Source organism: Winogradskyella pulchriflava (genome assembly GCF_042434315.1).
In the GTDB taxonomy this organism is placed as follows: domain Bacteria; phylum Bacteroidota; class Bacteroidia; order Flavobacteriales; family Flavobacteriaceae; genus Winogradskyella; species Winogradskyella pulchriflava.
The window spans coordinates 739,051-759,897 of record NZ_JBHLTQ010000001.1 but is presented as its reverse complement, the minus strand read 5'-3'; the positions used below and the strand labels follow the sequence as shown (position 1 = coordinate 759,897).

Sequence of the window (20,847 nt, the reverse complement as noted above, 5' to 3'; positions counted from 1 at the left end):
TACTATGGCAGAAGAAATTATAAATAGAGTAGCTAATAGCAAGCTTAAAGTTATTGATCTTGAAGATTTTTATCCAGAAGGAAAGCGTGTTCTATTTGATATTAAAGAATGGTTGCTGGAAGGTTTAGTGCTGAGAGAAAAAGACTTTAGAGCTTATGTTTCTGAGTATGATTGGTCACAATACCAAGATTGTTATGTGGCTTTGCACTGCTCTACCGAAGCCATAGTACCTGATTGGGCCTATATGCTAATTTCAATTGAGCTTGAAGCCTATTCAAAATTAACTGTAATTGGCAGTTTGGACCACTTGGAATCTATTATTTACACTTCCATTATTTCAGAATTAGATATATCTAGCTATAAAAATTTACCTGTGATTATAAAAGGGTGCTCTCATAAGCCAGTGCCAGCAAATGCTTTGGTATTATTGGCGCAAAGGTTAAAACCAGTTGCTAAATCTGTTATGTTTGGAGAAGCTTGTTCTTCTGTCCCTTTATATAAACGAAAATAATTGTGACTTTCTCATAATTTTATTGTCTTACCACTAGTGATTTCAATTAATGTAAGTGTTTAAATAGAATCAATAAACACTTATATTTGCAAATTAATAACAACTATTTTATACTAAATTTTAATTCATTATGAACAAAAAATTACTTTTATCAGCAATCTTAATGCTTGCGGTTACTTTTGGTTTTTCTCAAACTAAAGAAGAATTAGAAGCCCAAAAAGCTGAAAAACAAGCAGAAGCTGACAAATTTCAAGGAGAAGCAAATGCTATACAAGCGCAAATAGATGCACTACCTGGCTGGAAAGTTGGTGCTTTTGGTACTATTGGTGGAAGTTTATCAAACTTTAACGATTGGTATTCTCAAGGTACACCCAATAACGTATCTGGTAATATTGGTATTACTGCTAACGCATTTGCAAACAAACTCGAAGAAAAATATTTCTGGAGAAACGCACTTACTGCTAATTTAAACTGGGTAAAGTTAGATGACAAAGACAACGGTACAGATGCAGATGATGATTTTAACCCAACTACAGATGTATTTAACATCTCTTCACTTTACGGTCGTAAATTAAGTGAAAAGTGGGCTATTTCTGGTTTAGCGGAATATAGAACAACATTATTGGACAACTTTAATGATCCAGGATTTTTAGATGTTGGTGTTGGTGCTACATGGACTCCACTTGAAAATTTACTTGTTGTTATTCATCCTTTAAACTACAACTTTGTGTTTGCTGAAAACGATGCTGCTTTTGATTCTTCTGCAGGTGCTAAAATTGTTGCAGATTATACAAGACAAATTGGAGCAATTGCTTTTAAGTCTAACTTCTCAACATTCCAAAGTTATAAAGATGGAGATTTGTCAAACTTTACTTGGACAAATTCTTTTAGCTATACATTATGGAAAATGATTGGTGTAGGTTTTGATTTTGCATTAAGAAGCAACAAACAAGAAGCTGCTAATTTCCAAGGTGTCGATTTAGCTGATGCAGATAATAAGTTACAATCTTATTACACAATTGGTTTAAGCTACAAATTTTAATTATATATAGAATTGTATCTAAAAAAAACCTGTCATTTATTAAGTGACAGGTTTTTTTATTAAAATTTCTTTTTCTTATTCTTTCGTTTAAAAATTCGTTTAAATAAACCATCGCGTTTCTCTGGCTCGCAATCTAGGTCGTCAAGGACTTCTTTTGATGGATTTTCAAACTGAGCACCAGTTATAGTTTTATAATCATTATCACCATTCATTTTTTTATAAAAATTAGCAAATAGTGGTAATGCCGAATTTGCTCCTTGCCCTAACCCTGTAGTTTTAAAACCAATACTATGGTTATCATTACCCACCCAAGTTACTGTAACCAATTTCGGTGTAATACCTACAAACCAACCATCCTTATTATCTTGAGTAGTACCGGTTTTGCCTGCAATGGCATTATTAAGACCGTAAGTGCTTCGCAATCTTGAAGCTGTTCCACTGTTAACTGTTGCTTTCATAAATTGCAACATTACTTGTCTGGTATAATCTGAATAGGCTTTTTCCTTTTTATTTTCAGGTTGAGATTCATAAATAATATTGCCTTTTTTATCTTCAATTTTTGTGATAAAAAATGGAACAACCGGTTTACTGTTGTTTACATAACTCGCATAAGCTCCTGTAAGATTCATTAAATTGATTTCCGCCACACCCAATGCTAACGATGGTTGTTTTGGCATTTTTTCAGTGATACCAAGTTTTTCAACTTGCCCAATAACTTTTGGGATACCAACTTTATCAAAAACCTTTACAGCAATAGTATTTACAGATTGGCTCAAGGCTTTTTCCAAATTGTAATTGATGTAAGGGTCTTCCTCTTTGTCACTAGAATTGCTTGGTGACCAATCATCATAATTGGTATAAGTAACTTTTGAGAGCGAAAAATAATCGCATGGTTTCATACCATCTTCAATGGCTGCTGTATAAACAAAGGGTTTAAATGTAGAACCTACTTGGCGCTTGCTTTGTGATACATGATCGTATTTAAAATAGCGGTAATCAATGCCACCAACATAAGCTCTAACCGCTCCGTCATTTGGGTCTATGGACAACATTCCTGTGTTTAAAAATTTCAAAAAATGTTTTAGACTATCAATAGCTGAAACATTTAGAACCGTATCGCCTTTCCAACTGAAGAGTTCAACATTGCGTTTTACATTCAATGAATCTTCAATTTGTTTTTCACTTAGTCCTTTCGCTTTTAATGATTTGTATTGAACTGTATTTTTTAGAGCAGATTTCAATAGTTTATCATTTGTTTGCCAAGGAGCATTTCTACCATAAGATTTTTCAAAAGCTAGCTGTAGTTGAGAAAGATGATCTTTCATAGCAGCTTCGGCATACTCCTGCATTTTATAATCTAAAGTGGTGTAAACCTTCAGTCCATCCTTGTAAAGATTATATTTTTCACCATTCTGGTCTTCTATAGAATCCAGAATTTTGGTCAGTTGTTTTTTAACGGCTTCACGGAAGTATGGTGCTGTGCCTAAATCGTGATTAAACGAACGATAGTCTAATTCTAAGGGCTGTTTTTTCAATAGCTCCAGACTATCGCTTTCCAAATAATTATACTTAACCATTTGATCTAAAACGACATTTCGTCTATTTTGACTGCGTTCTAAATGCAATCTCGGATTGAAATAATTATTAGCTTTAAGCGTACCAACAAGCGTCGCAGACTCAAGTTTAGAAAGTTCATTTACAGATTTATTGAAAAATTTTCTTGAAGCACTTTCTATACCATAGGTATTATCTGAAAAAGGAACTGTATTTAAGTATAGTGTTAAAATTTCTTCTTTTGAATATACTGTTTCAATACGTTTAGCAATGATGGATTCCTTAAACTTATTAATAAGCATACTGAACATGGCATAATTCTTTCTACCGTAAAGATTTTTAGCCAATTGCAAGGTAATTGTACTTCCTCCACCAGCCGATTTATCACCAAATAATAGATTTTTTACAAAAACACGAATCAAGCTGATGTTGTCCACACCATCATGTTCGTAGAATCTAACATCTTCTGTTGCAATCAGCGCATCAATAAGATGTTTTGGGAAGTTTTCAAACTCAACAGGTTGCCTATCGTAGATGTAATATTTACCTATAAGTTTTTCGTTTCTATCCAACAATTGGGTAGCTTCTTCCTGTTTTATGGAACCGAGTTCTTCCTGAGTGGGAATTTTTCCAAAAACACCCAAATAAATACTAATATAGAGTCCAAGTAGAAAAACAAAAACTGCTAAAACAGCAATGGTTACAACTTTAATCCATTTATTTTGCCATTTTGCAGCAAACCAAATTTTGAAACGTTCCCAGAGTACTTTCATTAAATAGAGAGGTTGGGATCTTCAACGTCTGGATAAAGGAAATTGTTGTATGGAAAACGTGTAATGTGGATGCGTCGTACTTCTTTATATACGCGTTTTCTAAATTCTTCCATATTCTCTTTATTAATAGCAGAAATAAAAAGTGCATTATCACCAAGTTTTGCCATCCATGTTTTTTTCCACTCCTTAAGCGTGTAGTGCGCTTTGGTGAGTTCTATCATTAAGTCCTCTTCATCATAAGGAACCGCTTTGTAAGCATCAATCTTATTAAAAACCATAATAGTTGGTTTGTCCTTACTGTCTATTTCATCTAAAATTTGATTGACGGACTCAATATGCTCTTCAAAATTTGAATGTGAAATATCAACCACGTGCAATAACAAATCTGCTTCCCTAACTTCATCCAAAGTACTCTTAAAAGACTCTACCAATTGTGTAGGCAACTTTCTTATAAACCCTACGGTATCACTGACCAAAAATGGCAAATTGCCAATTACTACTTTTCTAACGGTAGTATCTAACGTAGCAAACAATTTGTTTTCTGCAAATACTTCACTTTTGCTAATAACGTTCATTAATGTAGATTTACCAACATTGGTATAACCTACAAGCGCCACCCTCACTAATTTGCCACGATTGCCACGCTGTATAGCCATTTGTTTATCGATGGTTTTAATCTTTGCTTTTAATAAAGCTATTTTATCGCGTACAATACGTCTATCAGTTTCTATTTCCGTTTCACCTGGTCCACGCATACCAATACCACCTTTTTGTCTTTCAAGGTGAGTCCACATACCTTTTAATCGTGGCAACAAATATTCGCATTGTGCCAATTCTACTTGGGTTCTGGCATAGCTTGTCTGCGCACGTTGCGCAAAAATATCGAGGATGAGGTTGGTTCGGTCTAAAATTTTGCAGTTAAGTATTTTACTAATATTACGCTCTTGTGCTGGAGATAATTCATCATCAAAAATTACAGTGCCTATGTCATTTTCTTCAACAAATTGCTTAACCTCTTCCATCTTTCCCGTACCTATAAAAGTTTTAGGGTTTGGCATGGTCATCTTTTGAGTGTATCGCTTTATAACTTCTCCTCCGGCTGTATAGGTTAAAAATTCCAATTCATCTAAATACTCTTTAGACTGTTCTTCATCTTGATCTTGAGTTATAACTCCAATGAGTATAGCTTTTTCTAATTCTATATTTTTTTTCTCTATCATAAATTAATTAAAGTACAAAGTTAAGCAAATGGATTATTCTTAATAATGATTTAAAAACCTATATTTATTGCCATGAATAACACTTCTGAAACTTACACAATAGCTTTCTATAATATCGAAAATTTATTTGATATTGAAAATGACCCTCTAACCAACGATGATGATTTTTTACCAACTTCAGTTAAAAGGTGGACGCCTAAACGCTACAAAAACAAATTAAGAAAATTAGGTTCTGTAATTTCTCAAATAGGGGAAGAAAACACATCAGAAGCACCTGTAATTGTTGGATTAGCTGAGGTAGAAAACAAAACTGTATTGTCTGATTTAGTTAGAAGCAAAAATCTTATTGAAGAAAGTTATAGTTATGTCCATTATGATTCGTCTGACGAAAGAGGCATTGATGTGGCATTGCTCTACAAAAGTGATGTTTTTAAAGTTGAAAATTCTGAAACCTTTTCGGTATATCTTCAAAATGAATTTGGAGTGCAGGATTTTACAAGAGATATTCTATTAGTACAGGGTAAATTGCACAATGAAAACATAAATATTATTGTAAACCATTGGTCCTCTCGAAGAGAGGGTGAAAACGAGACTGAACACAAAAGGATTGCTGCGGCAAATGTGGTAAATTCTATCATTAAAATGTTAAAAAACGAAGATACTAATGCTAAGGTCATTGTTATGGGAGATTTCAATGATAATCCTAACAATAATAGCATTGCAATCATAGAAAAAGAAAGTAGTCTCTATAATCCTTTTAAAACTGTATGGTCTCGAGAAAAAGGTAGTTTAAATCATGATTTTCAGTGGAATTTTTTCGACCAAATTTTATTTTCAACTAATTTTTTTGACACCAGTAATTCCAACCTATCATTTGATAAAGCAAACGTTTATAACAGTAAATTTTTAACCCAATATCACGGCAAGTATAAAGGGCAACCTTTTAGAACTTATGTAGGAAAAAAATATAAAGGAGGTTATAGCGATCATTTTCCTATTTACATTCAACTAAAATCTTCATCTTAATTTATAAAAACCTTTTATCGATTAATACGGTAGTTAATCTATTATAGCATTGTTAACATCTTGTTAATAGGCATTTTTTATATCTTCGGGTGTGCATTAAAAAAACGGCTAACTAACGTAACTAATGCTAAGTTAAGCCTCGTTTTATTTAAAAAAAACCAATTCCTTTATAATCAATGTGTTATAAAGGGTTAAATAATTTCTAACAAACCGATTAATAATGAAAAAGATTACTCTATTTTTATTGCTTTTGTGCTTTTCCTTTACCATTAGTGCTCAAGTTTTAAATCAGTCTGCAGCTTGGCCAAATACCAACTGGACAGTAACAGGGACTTATAATGCTGCGGCAACAGCATTTGAAGCAGACCCTACATTAACTGCAAACTTTGCTTTTGATGATGATGATGCAGGTGCAGGAAGTGATGATGACATTGCTGCAGAATCACCAATAATAGACCTCTCTGCAGCTTTTACAGCTGGTGAGACATGGTTATTTGTTGATGTTGATTATACCTACAATGACTTAGGCGATGTGCTTAATCTAGAATATTGGGATGCCGATTCTAGCACATGGGTAGCGTGGCAACAATTTGTAGCTAGTGCAGATCAGCCTCTTGATAACTTTTGTAGCGGTGGAAGAGATAGTTTTACTAGCAATCAACTTAATATAGCTGGATTTACAGCCACACAACTTTCAGGCTTTCAATATAGAATAGCTTTTTATGATGATGGTCCTGGTGGAGCTGACGGATACGAATGGGGATTTTGCTTTGATGCTCCTACCATTTCATCTCAAGCACCTCCAACATGTCCGGATCCTGAGATGTTATCCGCAGCAAATTTTACTGCCTCTTCAGGAGAGCTAAGTTGGATTGAAAGCGGTTCTGCTACTGTATGGAATATAGAAATAGTTATTGCTGGTAATGCACCAACCGGAACTCCAACAGTTACAGTTGCTTCAAATCCTTATGTTGCAACTGGTTTGTCAGCTTCTACCAATTATGAGTTTTATGTACAATCTGATTGTGGTGGCGATTTTAGTAATTGGGTAGGTCCTTTTGCATTTGCAACGGAGTGTGCTACTTTTACTGCGCCTTTTACCGAAGACTTTGAAAATGGAGGGACTATTCCTTTATGTTGGGCTATGGATGGTGGTGAAAACTGGCTCTTCAGCGACACAGGTGCTGGCAACCACATTGGTAACAATGGTACTATAACTGGAACAACAGCTTCAAATAATTTCTTTGCTTGGGTTGATTCTTCTGGAAATGATGGTGTAACTACTTTAACAAGTCCATTCATAGATGTTTCAGGGCTTACAGATCCTGCACTTTCTTTTTATGAATTAAGTAATAATGAAGGTAATGCAAACAGTACTTTAGATGTTGAAGTTTGGGATGGCGCTGCTTGGAACAACGTAGGAACTTACAATACCAACACTGTGGGTTGGGAATTAAAAATTATAAACTTAAGTGGCTTAACCATTACTGGAGACGTACAGGTTAGGTTTATTTTTTCTGAAACAGTAACAGGCGATTTCTATGATGATATTGCTATTGATGACGTTACCTTAGATGAAGCACCTTCATGCTTTATACCTTCTTTTTTAACAGCAAGTAATATTACAACTACCACTGCAGATTTAGCATGGACAGAAGGTGGTTCTGCTACACAATGGAATATAGAAGTAGTTATTGCTGGAGATGCGCCAACGGGTACACCAACAGTTACTGGAGTTACAAACCCTTACACTGTAACTGGATTATCGCCTTCAACTAGCTATGAGTATTATGTTCAGGCTGATTGTGGTGGTGGTGATTTAAGCGACTGGGCAGGGCCTTTTGCTTTTCTTACTGAGTGTGCTACATATATAGCTCCTTATACTGAAGACTTTGAAAATGGAGGAACTATCCCTATTTGTTGGTCAATGGATGGTGGTGAAGACTGGCTCTTTAGCGATACAGGTGCTGGCAACCATATAGGTGACAACGGAACCATAATTGGAGGAACAGCTTCAAACAATTACTTTGCATATGTTGATTCTTCTGGAAATGATGGTGTTAGTACTTTAACAAGTCCTTTTGTAGACGTTACAGGACTTACCAATCCAGCATTATCTTTTTATGAATTAAGTGATAATGAAGATAATGCAAACAGTACATTAGATGTTGAGGTTTGGGATGGTGCTGCTTGGAACAATGTTGGAACTTACAACACAAATACAGTAGGTTGGGAGTTGAAAATTATAGACTTAAGTGGACTAACCATTACCGGTGATGTACAGGCTAGATTTATCTTTTCTGAAACAGTAACAGGCGATTTCTATGACGATATTGCCATAGATGATGTTACATTTGATGAAGCTCCTACTTGTTTTGCACCTACTTTGTTAACAGCTACAAATCTAAGTTTAACTTCTACTGAAGTGGGTTGGACTGAAGCGGGTACTGCAGCAGAGTGGAATATTGAATATGGAGAAAGTGGGTTTGCTCTAGGTACGGGTACCGTTGAATCAGGTGTTACAACAAACCCTTATGTTATCAATGGTCTAATGCCTGACACTTATTACGAGTTTTACGTACAAGCAGTTTGTGGACCTGGCGATGAAAGTACTTATTCTGGACCTTTTGAGTTCTTTACTGGTTATTGTCTTTCTGAGCCTACAAGTCTTGACGGTAATGGTGTAGGTAATGTTACTATAGGTGTTACTGATTTCCCTAGTTTAGGTGATGATGTTACATACGAAAATCATACATCTCCAGTTGTCAACGTATTTCAAGGTATAAATACAAATGTGGCTATTACATTTGAAACAGGATTTACATATGGCACAAATATTTGGATTGATTTTAATGATGATCTCGTTTTCGATAATACAACCGAGCTAGTTTACCAAGGTGAATCTACAAATGCAAATCCAACAACATTGGACGCTTCATTTATAATGCCAATAACAGCTCCATTAGGTCAACACAGAATGCGTATTGGTACAGCTGATACAGGTCAAGCAACTCCAGACCCTTGTTACAATGGCTCTTGGGGTGTAACGTTAGATTTTACTGTAAATATTCAGCAGCTTACTTGTACACTTCCTGAAGCAACCTTTACTACTACAACAGACTGTAACACAGACCAATTTTATATAGATGTTGATGTTACCAGTATGGGAGATGCTACCACATTAGAAATTTCAAATGACTTAGATGCAACTACAGTACAAGCAACAGCAGTTGGTGTTTATCAAGCTGGTCCTTTCCCATTTGGAAATACGGTTAAAGTCTTTGTCATGAATGAACAAGATAATAACTGTATAATAAGTAGTGAATCCTTCACAGTTTTAGCTTGTCCACCAGATAATGATGTGTGTGAAACTGCAACTGTTGCGGTTGTAAATGATAACGGAACTTGTGACTTAACAACTCCAGGTACTATATTAGCTGCAACACCTTCAGGAGTTCCTTCTGGAAGTTGTAACGGCAATCCTGATGACGATGTTTGGTTTGAGTTTACAGCATTAAGTGAAGTACAAATTATATCATTAAACAATATTGCAGGAGGAACTTTCAACATAGACCATGCAGTTTATGAAGGCGCTTGTGGTGCTTTAACCGAAATATATTGTTCTGATGACGAAGCAAGTGTTACACCTCAATTGGTAGTTGGAAACACCTATTATATTAGAGTGTTTAGTAGTGGTAGTCAGCCAGAAAGCTCTACATTTGATTTATGTATTAGAGCAGCACCTACTAACATTATTTGTGAAAACGCAGAAAATTTCTGCTCTGTTGGTGGCGCCCTTACAACTCCTAACATTGTTGGTATACCAAGTGATGGTCAAATTGCATGTTTATTTACTGCGCCAAACCCTGTTTGGAATATTATTCAGATTGGTGATCCTGGTACAATTGAAATTCAAATTAACCAGCAAGATGCCAATGGTAATGGTTTAGATGTGGATTTTGTTATTTGGGGACCTTTTAATTCTGTAACACAAGCATGTACGGACATTATTTTTGCCGATTGCCCAACATGTCCTAACAATACTACAGATCCTAATTTTTATCCATTTGGTAATATTATAGATTGTAGTTATTCCGCAGCTTCTGTTGAAAATTTAACAATTGACAATGCGCAAACTGGTGAAATTTATATGTTATTAGTAACCAACTATAACGGAAATCCTGGTGATATCACTATTGAACAAACCAATATTGGTGGAACTAATAATGGTACTATTACAGCTGAAATTGAAGCGGAACTTACGAGTCTTGAAGTTTTTATCGATGATACAAATGATCCGGCTGAAACTGATGAAGTATCAGTGTGTGGATATCCTTCAGTTACAATAGAAACCGATTCTCCTTTTGCTGATGAATTCATTTGGTATAGAAATGGTTTTGTAATGCCTGGCGAAACAGGTCCTTCTATTACGGTAACTGAATCTGACAACTATCAAGTACAAGCTTTTGATAATCAATGTGGTACTGATGCTTTTTCTCAGTTAGTTATTGTTAATCTATATGAAGATCCTGGTACAGTTGCACCTCAAACCTATGTGGTATGTGACGGACCAGTAGCTGATGGTGAGGAGAGTTTTGATTTAGATCAATTAACTACTGATCTTGGTTTTGGTGCAGACTTTACTGTAAGCTATTATACTAATATGGCTGATGCTAACCAAGCAATGAATGCCGTATCAACTCCTTATACATCTTCTGGTGAAACTTTAATTATCAGAGTTGAGGATGCAGATGCAGCGAATGACGGCTACTTAGGATGTCGTCAATTATCAGAAGTACAATTAGTTGTTAATCCTAACCCGGTAATTAATCAACCTGTAGACTTTGTGGTTTGTGATGATGCAGATGGTAACGTTGACGGACAAACGGAATTCAACTTAACTTCTATTGATTCTGAAGTTAGTACTGATCCTAATGTTACTATTACTTATCATAACTCACAAGATGATGCTGATAGTGGAAATGGACCAATTGCAAGTCCATATACTAGTGGTGGAGAAACTATATATGTAAGAGCAGTAGATAATACAACTGGGTGTCATAGTACAACTTCTTTTAACTTAGTTGTTAATGTAGTTCCTTTAGCCACGTTCGATCCTCAGTTTGATTACGAAGTATGTCCTAATGCAACCGTTCCTGTTATGATAGGAATTGTTCCTTCAAACTTTACAGCTGCAGATGTAACTGTAAATTGGTTCTTAGATGGTACGCCAATTGCTGGTAATGGTCTAGTTTTAGATTCTGTTTTAGTACAAGGAGACTATTCTGCTGAAATTACTTTCAACGCAACAGGCTGCGTTAATACTATAACTACTTTTGTTATGGAGTTAGAATCATGCATTATACCTCAAGGTATATCACCTGGTGTTTCAGAAGGTCAAAACGATACTTTTGACTTGAGTAGTTATAATGTAACAAGACTAGAGATATTCAACAGAAATGGAACATTAGTCTATTCTAAAAATAACTATATAAATGAATGGCATGGACAAACCAACGATGGAGAGGAACTTCCTGTAGGAACTTATTTCTATACCATGATTTATGAAGGTGGTGCAAAAAAACGTAGTGCTTGGATATATATTAACAGATAACAACTAACAGAAATCAACTTAAATTATAATGAAAAAACTCTCTATTATAGCGGTTTTGCTCTTGGCATTTCAAATGCATGGGCAACAAGACCCTCAGTACACACAGTACATGTATAATATGAATATAATGAATCCTGCTTATGCTGGATCACGAGAAAATCTGTCTTTCGGGTTATTATACAGAAATCAATGGTCTGGTATAGATGGTGGTCCAGAAACTGGAACATTTTTCGTTCACTCACCAATTGGCAATAACCTTGGTTTAGGATTGTCTCTAATTTCTGATCAAATTGGTCCAGTAAAGGAAACAAATGTCTATGCCGATATATCTTATACTTTAAAACTAGGCGGAGAACATCGTTTAGCTTTTGGTGTAAAAGCCGGTGCAACGTTTCATGATATTAATTTATCAAATAATAACGTTGCCGTAATTGACCAAACAGATCCTTTCTTTGGTATGGGTATAAATGAAACAACACCAAATATTGGTGCAGGTTTCTTTTATTATACCAATAAGTATTATTTGTCTTTGTCAGTACCTAATATGTTGTCTTCTGTACATTTAGATGATAATGATCGTAAAATTGGATCAGAAACTCAACATTATTTTGTAACGGGTGGTTATGTTTTTGATTTATCTCCAAACACGGAATTAAAGCCGTCATTTATGGTGAAATCGGCATTTGATGCTCCAACATCTTTTGATGTTAACCTTAATGCACGATTTTTTAAGAAATTTGAAATTGGTGCTTCTTACAGATTAGACGACTCATTTTCTGGGCTAGTTAATTTTTCATTATCTCCATCACTTAGAGTTGGCTATGCATACGATGCTGTATCTTCTGATATAAAAGCTTATGCACCAGCTTCGCACGAAGTTATGTTGTTATTCGATCTTAATTTCCCTAAGCGTGTTTCACGTTCACCTAGATACTTTTAATCCGTTAAGCTAAACTATTATGAAAAAATTAAAAACACTTTTATTTATCGCTTTGATGAGTGGTTTATGCTTAACCGCTCAAAATAATAATACAAAAAAAGCCGACAAAGAATTTGCAAGGTTTGAATATGTAGATGCTGCAAAAAGTTATAAGAAACTTGTAGATAATGGTGATGCTACACCATATGTGTATGCTCAATTAGCTGAGAGTTATTATAACATTTTTAATACAGTTGAAGCTGAAAAATGGTATGCTAAAGCATTAGAGTCTTCAGAAAATCCTGAGATGATTTATAAATATTCTGAAATGCTAAAAGCAAACGGAAAATATGAAGAGTCTAACCAGCAAATGGAGCGTTTTGCTTCCATGCGTCCTTCGGATAATAGAGCAACAGCTTTTAGAAAAAATCCTAACTACCTTCCTAAAATTTTAGAACAAGGAAAAAAGTTTAATGTACAAAATGGAAGTTTTAACACTGCGCAATCAGATTTTGGTGGTATTACAAACGATGGTAAACTCTATATTACATCTGCGAGAAATGACAACCGTAAAACTTACGGGTGGAATGATGAGCCTTTCTTAGATATTTACACGTTAACTAAGAATTCTGACGGTTCATACCAAGCTGCAACATTAATGAATAATAAGATTAACACCAAGCATCATGAAGGTTTGGTTTCTTTTACTCCAGATGGTAAAACTATGTATTTCTCTAGAGAAAGCTACTTTGAGAAAGATTTTCAAAAAGATTCTTTAAGTAGTGTAAGATATAGTCAACTATATTTATTTAAAGCTACAAAACTTGGTTCAGATTGGGATACAGTAGAAAGCTTAGCTATAAATAGCGAAAATTATTCTGTAAAAAACCCTTCTGTAAGTGCAGATGGCTCTACACTATACTTTTCATCAAATATGCCTGGAGGTTATGGACTATTTGATATTTACAAAGCTCCTATTAATGCTGATGGAACTATAGGAGAGCCAGTAAATTTAGGACAAAAAGTTAATACAGAAGGACAAGAAATGTTCCCTTACATAAGTAGCAATAACACACTTTACTTCTCTTCTAACGGTCATTTAGGCCTTGGTGGTATGGATGTCTTTTATACAAAGGAAATTGACGGAAAGTTAGCACCTGTTAGAAACGTAGGTATTCCTATAAACAGTAATGGTGACGATTTTGCTTTTACTATAGATGAAGAATCTGAAGAAGGCTTTGTGTCATCTAACAGAGAAGGCGGACAAGGTAGTGATGATATATATACGTTCAAAAAACTTCAACCACTTTGTGATGTATTAATAGTCTCTACTGTTTTGGACGATAAAACAAGAGAGCCTATTGAAGGAGCTTCTGTTACATTGTACGATGCTGAAGGCAATAAAGTGACTTCTAAAACTACAAATGCAGAAGGTGTTGCTGAATTTATTGTAGAGTGCGAGCAAGACACAGAGCTTGAAGTCGTAATGGAAGATTTTGAAAGCAAAAAAGTGCCAGTAAAAGGAAGTAATGAAGAAGAATTAGCGGTACAAATTTCATTAGACCCAATTGAAAAAATTATTACACCTGAGGCTATAGTACTTAATCCTATTTACTTTGATTTTGACAAATCTAACATAACTGCACAAGCTGCTTTTGAGTTGGATAAACTGGTTCAAATAATGAATAAATATCCTGATTTAGTGATTAATGCAACTTCTCATACAGACAGTAGAGGTTCAGAATCATACAATCAAAGACTTTCGCAACGTAGAGCAAAGAGTACTCAGCAGTATGTAATCTCTAAAGGGATTGATGCCTCTCGTATTTCTGCTGAAGGAAAAGGAGAAAGTGATCTTAAAGTAAAATGTGGTGCTAATTGTACAGATGAAGAACATCAACAAAACAGACGTTCGGAATTTTTAATAGTAAGCGGAGGGCCACAATCTCAAAAATAAATCCTATAACATTTATAATAATAAAAAAGCTCTGATTTTTATCAGAGCTTTTTTATTTCATTAACGTAGAGGAAAACCTTTGCCAGCCCACCAAGGATGGATTTCTATAACCAAACGACCAGCTTTGACCATTGGGTCTGCATTAGCCAAACTATCTGCCATTTTTAAGGTTGGTACATTATAAATTGTAATTCCACGTATTTCTCCATCATCACCAAAAGGTCCAGAAATATCTGCATAACCTAAATCATACATCTTTTTTAAATGCGCTAAATGCTCTTTTTGCAATCTTGATGCTTCTTCTTCATTCTGGTTTCTAATAGGTCCACTTTTAAGAAAGGCTATAAAATACTGCTGCATTAGTATCGTGTCTTGTGTCTTTTCATCAACATAGTCGAAAGTTTTATAACCTTTACTCGTAAGCGCTGTCTTTAGCTCTAATACAGATTGTTCTTTTATAGTTTCCGTTTTAGGGCTATCTGCCTTTTCTGTAATCACATCTTCTGTAATAATATTTTTATCAACTGCTTTCTCATCATTTTTACATGAGGATAAGCTAAAAATCACGAATGCGAATACCATTAATTTTTTCATAATTTCCAATATTTATAGGGTTGTTTGCTTAATTGTGAGTTATAATATTTTATATCACCTGTAACTTCTTCACCTAACCATTCTGGCTTTTCAAAATCTTCATTTTCTGAGTTCAATTCAATCTCTGCTATAATTAAACCTTCATTATCACCATAAAATTCATCAATCTCAAAGATATGGTTTCCACATTTTACTTCGTAACGTGTTTTATCAATAATACCGCTTTCACATAATTCAAATAATGCTTCAGCATCTGGTTTAGAAATTTCATTTTCCCATTCAAACCGAGACAAACCATTTTCTGACGACTGTCCTTTAATGGTTAAATAACCTTTATCTTTTTTCAACCTTACTCTTACTGTTCTTTCTTTATGACTATTTAAAAAGCCTTGCATTATAGAATAATTATTAAAAGCTTCTGCTTTAAAAGCCGAAGAGTTGACTAAAAATTTTCGTTCTATTTCTATCATCCTTTATTAATTATCTTATTCTCATAAATAGAGATTCCTGCCTTCGCAGGAATTCATAAATTTACAGTATGCTTAGCGATTTACCAATAAGAAAGATAATTCATGTCGATATGGACGCATTTTATGCCTCTGTAGCGCAACTAGACAATCCAGAACTTAGAGGAAAAGCTATTACCGTAGGAGGTGGCGGAACAAGAGGTGTAATCAGTGCCGCAAGCTACGAAGCACGTAAATTTGGAGTAAAAAGTGCCATGTCTGGTCGCTTAGCTATAAAATTATGTCCTGAATTAATTTTTGTACGAACAGATTTTGACCGTTATAAAGAAATTTCTAATCGCGTTAGAAAGATTTTTTATGAGTATACCGATTTAGTAGAGCCTTTATCGCTTGACGAAGCCTATTTAGATGTCACAGAAAATAAAAAAGGCCATCCTAGCGCCACTTTAATTGCCCAAGAGATACGACAGCGTATTTTTAACGAAGTAGGCTTAACGGCTTCGGCAGGCATCTCTATTAATAAGTTTATTGCCAAAGTTGCAAGCGATTATAACAAACCCAATGGACAAAAAACGGTAAATCCAGAAGATGTACTTCAGTTTTTAGAGGATTTGGATATTAGAAAATTTTATGGTGTAGGTAAAGTTACAGCAGAAAAAATGTACCAAAAAGGAATTTTTACCGGAAAGGATTTAAAGTCTAAGAGCTTAGACTATTTAGATGAAAATTTCGGAAAATCTGGCCGTTATTATTATTACATCGTTCGTGGTATTCAACATAGTGAAGTAAAACCAAACCGAATTCGTAAATCGCTAGCAGCCGAGCGTACTTTTAGTAAAAACTTATCCTCAGAAATTTTTATGCTTGAAAAACTAGAGCATATTGCTGAAGAAATTTCTAAACGACTACAAAAGAGTAAAGTCTCAGGAAAAACCATAACACTAAAAATAAAGTACAGCGATTTTACACTACAAACTCGCAGTAAAACACTTCCCTATTTCGTTAGTGATAAAGCTATAATTTTAGAAACAGCAAAGGATTTATTATATCAAGATAAACTGAACAATTCCGTTAGGCTTTTAGGTATTTCACTATATAACTTAAACACAGACACTAAAAAAAGGCAACCTTCTCCAATAGAAAATAAATCTGTTAGTGTTCAGTTAAAGTTTGAGTTTTAATCTATTGAATTTCTTAAGTTTATAGATACGCTAACACTAACAATCAAAAAATGAAACGTTTTTATTCGCTATACATTATTCTTCTAATTGTCTCGCTTGTATCTTGTAAAGAACATAACACATTAACTGAAACGCAAGAACAACCACCAACTAAAGTTGAAACCAAAGAAGGCGTGCAACCCTTTGCAGAACATATCTTTTCACAATTTACCAATGTTAGGGATTTTACTATGAGTACGGATGAAACTGAAGCTTACTTCTCGTTACAAAGTCCTGCGAGAGAACTTTCAGTAATTATGAAACTTGAAAAAGTTAACAATGAATGGCAAGAGCCAAAAATTAGTAGCTTCTCTGGTAGATATACAGATTTAGAGCCGTTTTTGTCGCCTGATAATTTAAAGTTATTTTTTGTTTCTAACAGACCTATTTCAGCTGATAGCACTAATACAAAAGATATGGATATTTGGTATGTTGAGCGCGAAAATAAAAGCTCAAATTGGTCAGAACCTAAAAATATAGGAGCTCCTGTAAATACTGAAGACGATGAATTTTATCCTGCAGTTGCTGCCAATGGTAATCTTTATTTTACCACCATAAAAAAAGAGCTAGAATCTGCCGATGATATTTTTATAAGCAAATGGGAAAATAACACCTACGCAGAACCCATAATTTTGGGAGAAGGAGTCAACACCAAAGGTGCCGAATACAATGCTTTTATAGCACCAGATGAGTCATATATCATTTTTGGAGCTTGGCGACGACCAGATGCACTTGGCTCTGGTGATATGTATATAAGCAAAAATATTGATGGCGAATGGACTATGGCAGAAAACCTTGGCGAAACTATTAATTCTAAACACATGGAGTTTTGTCCGTTTGTAAATAACGGAATTCTTTACTTTACAAGCCGTAGAAGTAGTGTTACTCAAAACACGTCTGGTTTTACCAGTACTGAAGAATTAATTTCTGAGATAAATAAGTATGATAATGGAGCTAGTAGAATTTATCAAGTAGATTTTAGCAAAAACTTAAATAATTAATTTTCTTGACTTTCTATAAATTTTCAACGAACTTCGTTTACTTATGCTAAACTTGTTTCAGTAACATTTGATAAGAAGAGTTGTTGAAACAGACTCATATCACTAAAGTTGTAAGTAATTTTAAAAAAACCTAAATCGAATGAAGAAAAGGCTTGACGAAAAACTCTATCAATATTTACTGCATCTTTTTGATAAACCCGATACCCAAAATATTCATGAGTTTTTAGCTCAGTCCGAAGTTTATTATTCCTCTGACATAAGTTCAAGTTTCAGAGGAGCCAGAGAAATAACCTTTATTCTTCACCCAGAAACTTTTAAAAAGTTTGATAACAGTTCTAAGGAAATTGAACATTTGATTTGCAGTAAACTTGGAAAAATTTCTAAAGCTGTAATCACGCGAAGTAATTCTGTCCCTGACTTCAAAAAATTTCAAGTTTTAGAGAACAGAATTATACCTATCTACACTGAATGGGAGGAAATCAATAATTTGCAAAAAAAAGCAATTAATCAATTACGAACCTCGAATGAAACTATTGATTATCAAAATATTGGGAACACATGTCGAACAATTATGCAAAGAATTTCAGAATTGGTCTTTGATGCTGAAAAACACCTTGCGCCAGAAGGAGTTGATTTAGGTAATGGTAAATTTAAAAATCAATTACATACATATATCAAAGCAGAAATCGGTGGCTCATCAAATAAAGAATTAAGAGATTACGCCGTATCGGCTATCACGACTGCTGAAAAATCGATTGACTTATCTAATAAACTCACCCACGATTTAAAGGCGAGTCAAATGATGGCAGAAGCCTGCGTAATTAGTTGCATTTCAGCTGTAGGAATTATAAAACTAATTAATAATTCGTAATAAAACTACTTACAATAACGCGTATAGTTCATTACTAACCCACGTAATTATTCATAGCCGAGACCGTTAACGAAACCCTTCACTAAAAACTACAACTCTCAATCTCAGTTACCCTCAAGGTGTTTACCATTCCCTTGGCTTGTATTGGCATAGCTGCAAGGCTAATTAACATATCACCAACTTCTAAGTAACCTTTTTTACAGGCAATTGCGTTTACGTCTTCTATGGTTTCGTCTGTGCTTACAAACTTATCATAATAGAACGCTTTAACTCCCCAAAGTAGGTTGAGTTGGGTTAAAATACGTTTGTTAGAGGTAAATACTAAAATATGTGCTTGTGGTCTCCATGCAGAAATCTGAAATGCAGTATAACCACTATTAGTCAATGTAGAAATAGCTTTAGCATTAATCTCATTAGCCATGTGTGCCGCATGGTAGCAAATTGCTTTTGTAATATAGCGTTTGGTTCTAATATGTGGTGGAGATTGTGGTACTTCAATTAATGGAGAATCCTCTACACTACGTATAATATTTGCCATTTGGCGAATTACTTGCACAGGATATTGCCCAACTGAAGTTTCACCAGATAACATAACCGCATCAGCACCATCCATTACAGAATTTGCAACATCATTTACCTCAGCACGTGTTGGTGTTAGACTTGTAATCATAGTTTCCATCATCTGAGTAGCAATGATTACAGGTATTCTGGCGCGCTTTGCTCTAAGCACCAATTTCTTTTGTATCAATGGTACTTCTTCTGCAGGAATCTCAACACCTAAATCACCACGAGCCACCATTAAGCCATCGCAATAGGCTACAATTTTGTCAATGTTTTCAACCGCTTCTGGTTTTTCAATTTTAGCAATAATCGGGATTTTATGATCGCTATGTTCTTTAATCAGTTCCTCTAGTTGCATTAAATCTTCTGCATGACGTACAAAGGATAACGCTATCCAATCTACTTTCTGCTTAATAGCAAAGAGTGCGTCTTCAATATCTTTTTCGGTTAATGCTGGTTGAGAAATTGCCGTATTTGGTAAGTTAACACCTTTCTTAGACTTTAGCGGTCCACCTTGTATAACCTCTGCTTTTACTTCAGATTTTCCGTCTGTAGAAATAACTTCAAAAATTAGTTTTCCATCGTCAAGCAGAATTCGCTCACCTGGTTTGGCATCCTGCGGAAAATTATCATAGGTCATATAGACACGTTTTTTGGTACCTACGAAACGTTCGCCTGTAGCAAAAATAATTTCATCTCCTTCGTTGACAACAACTTCGCCTTTCATAGTTCCAACTCTAAGTTTAGGCCCTTGCAAATCGCCTAAAATGGCTGCATTGTAACCATACTCATCATTGAGCTCTCTAATCATTTTTATGCGTTCTTCTACATCCTTATAATCAGCATGAGAAAAGTTGATTCTAAATACATTAGCACCTTCGTCTAGCATAGCTTTTAAAACGGCTTTACTACTTGTTGCTGGTCCTAATGTTGCTACTATTTTTGTCTTTTTATTTGGCATCAATTCAAAAAATTAAATGGTCTTTTGATTTTATTTGTGACGGTTCTACCGTATAACTTGTAATAATCTGCGGAATATTCTGCAGTTTGTTCAAGATTAGTTTTTCGTTTACATTCTGAATTTCATCAGAAATTTTAATAAAGTAATCTACTTTTTTATACTCTGGCACAAGGTTAAAAGTTTTCAATACTTTTTCGTTTGTTTGAAACAATCCAGTACTATACAAACTATCTTCCTCTTTTTTACACACATTAGAAATCAGATTCCAAGTGACGTATTGCGCTTCGTTATTCCACTCAAAAATACTGTATGAAGATTTTAAATATTCAAAATCAAGATCCTCTGATTTACGCTCTAAGTTGAGTCCTAAGTTTTGGTTAAGCAAATATGCTAAACGATAATCTTCTAACCTACAATGAATAGCAATAAGCTTATAGGTGTCGTCATAGAAATCATCTACCAGTAGTTTGTGCAAAGCCATACAGTCATAACTTTAATTGGTAAATATAGCACAATATTAGGTTGGTTGTAACAACTTTTGGTTAATCTTAACCCT

15 protein-coding genes are annotated in these 20,847 nt (G+C 34.6%); 9 read left to right on the top strand and 6 right to left on the bottom strand.

The window, feature by feature from the left end:
- The first annotated feature begins 4 nt into the window (after positions 1-4).
- Together ACFFGA_RS03325 and ACFFGA_RS03320 are read left to right on the top strand one after the other, a co-directional pair.
- Positions 5-511: a DUF2480 family protein gene (locus ACFFGA_RS03325; protein ID WP_386059612.1), complete on the top strand. Its 507-nt coding sequence runs from the start codon at positions 5-7 to the stop codon at positions 509-511.
- 130 nt (positions 512-641) lie between these two features.
- Positions 642-1,553, top strand: a complete 912-nt coding sequence (locus ACFFGA_RS03320) for a DUF3078 domain-containing protein (RefSeq protein WP_386059609.1) — start codon at positions 642-644, stop codon at positions 1,551-1,553.
- A 59-nt stretch (positions 1,554-1,612) separates the two neighbouring features.
- Here ACFFGA_RS03320 and ACFFGA_RS03315 read toward each other — a convergent pair whose 3' ends face one another.
- A complete protein-coding gene (locus ACFFGA_RS03315; protein ID WP_386059606.1) occupies positions 1,613-3,880 on the bottom strand; it encodes a penicillin-binding protein 1A in 2,268 nt (755 codons plus the stop codon).
- A complete protein-coding gene (hflX, locus tag ACFFGA_RS03310; RefSeq protein WP_386059603.1) occupies positions 3,880-5,100 on the bottom strand; it encodes a GTPase HflX in 1,221 nt (406 codons plus the stop codon). The genes ACFFGA_RS03315 and hflX overlap by 1 nt, the downstream gene beginning before the upstream one ends.
- Positions 5,101-5,172: 72 nt before the next feature.
- Here hflX and ACFFGA_RS03305 point away from each other — a divergent pair, with 72 nt between their 5' ends.
- The 4 genes from ACFFGA_RS03305 (at position 5,173) to ACFFGA_RS03290 (ending at position 14,616) form a co-directional block, all read left to right on the top strand.
- A complete protein-coding gene (locus tag ACFFGA_RS03305) occupies positions 5,173-6,126 on the top strand; it encodes an endonuclease/exonuclease/phosphatase family protein (RefSeq protein ID WP_386059600.1) in 954 nt (317 codons plus the stop codon).
- A 220-nt stretch (positions 6,127-6,346) separates the two neighbouring features.
- Positions 6,347-11,740 (top strand): FIDD domain-containing protein, encoded by a 5,394-nt coding sequence (locus ACFFGA_RS03300; RefSeq protein WP_386059598.1) that lies wholly within the window; start codon positions 6,347-6,349, stop codon positions 11,738-11,740.
- 28 nt (positions 11,741-11,768) lie between these two features.
- Positions 11,769-12,680 carry a PorP/SprF family type IX secretion system membrane protein gene (locus ACFFGA_RS03295; protein WP_386059595.1) on the top strand — a complete coding sequence of 304 codons (912 nt, stop codon included), beginning with the start codon at positions 11,769-11,771 and terminating at the stop codon, positions 12,678-12,680.
- Positions 12,681-12,699: 19 nt separating this feature from the next.
- Entirely contained in the window at positions 12,700-14,616 is a 1,917-nt protein-coding gene (locus tag ACFFGA_RS03290; RefSeq protein ID WP_386059592.1) for an OmpA family protein, read from the top strand.
- Between the two features lie 60 nt (positions 14,617-14,676).
- Here ACFFGA_RS03290 and ACFFGA_RS03285 read toward each other — a convergent pair whose 3' ends face one another.
- Positions 14,677-15,210 (bottom strand): YciI family protein, encoded by a 534-nt coding sequence (locus tag ACFFGA_RS03285; protein ID WP_386059589.1) that lies wholly within the window; start codon positions 15,208-15,210, stop codon positions 14,677-14,679.
- Positions 15,207-15,680 carry a CYTH domain-containing protein gene (locus ACFFGA_RS03280; RefSeq protein ID WP_386059587.1) on the bottom strand — a complete coding sequence of 158 codons (474 nt, stop codon included), beginning with the start codon at positions 15,678-15,680 and terminating at the stop codon, positions 15,207-15,209. The genes ACFFGA_RS03285 and ACFFGA_RS03280 overlap by 4 nt, the downstream gene beginning before the upstream one ends.
- Before the next feature lie 68 nt (positions 15,681-15,748).
- Between ACFFGA_RS03280 and dinB the strand changes: the two genes are divergently transcribed.
- The 3 genes from dinB (at position 15,749) to ACFFGA_RS03265 (ending at position 18,769) form a co-directional block, all read left to right on the top strand.
- Entirely contained in the window at positions 15,749-16,858 is a 1,110-nt protein-coding gene (gene dinB / locus ACFFGA_RS03275; RefSeq protein ID WP_386059584.1) for a DNA polymerase IV, read from the top strand.
- A 50-nt stretch (positions 16,859-16,908) separates the two neighbouring features.
- Complete coding sequence (locus ACFFGA_RS03270; protein WP_386059581.1) at positions 16,909-17,898, top strand: TolB-like translocation protein; 990 nt, start codon at positions 16,909-16,911, stop codon at positions 17,896-17,898.
- Positions 17,899-18,037: 139 nt separating this feature from the next.
- On the top strand, positions 18,038-18,769 hold the full coding sequence (locus ACFFGA_RS03265) for a hypothetical protein (RefSeq protein WP_386059579.1): 732 nt from the start codon (positions 18,038-18,040) through the stop codon (positions 18,767-18,769).
- A gap of 82 nt (positions 18,770-18,851) precedes the next feature.
- On the opposite strand, the gene pyk is transcribed toward ACFFGA_RS03265, so the two are convergent.
- Together pyk and ACFFGA_RS03255 are read right to left on the bottom strand one after the other, a co-directional pair.
- Positions 18,852-20,291, bottom strand: coding sequence for a pyruvate kinase (gene pyk, locus ACFFGA_RS03260; RefSeq protein ID WP_386059576.1), 1,440 nt, complete (start codon positions 20,289-20,291; stop codon positions 18,852-18,854).
- A gap of 4 nt (positions 20,292-20,295) precedes the next feature.
- On the bottom strand, positions 20,296-20,772 hold the full coding sequence (locus tag ACFFGA_RS03255; RefSeq protein ID WP_386059573.1) for an IPExxxVDY family protein: 477 nt from the start codon (positions 20,770-20,772) through the stop codon (positions 20,296-20,298).
- Positions 20,773-20,847: the final 75 nt, after the last annotated feature.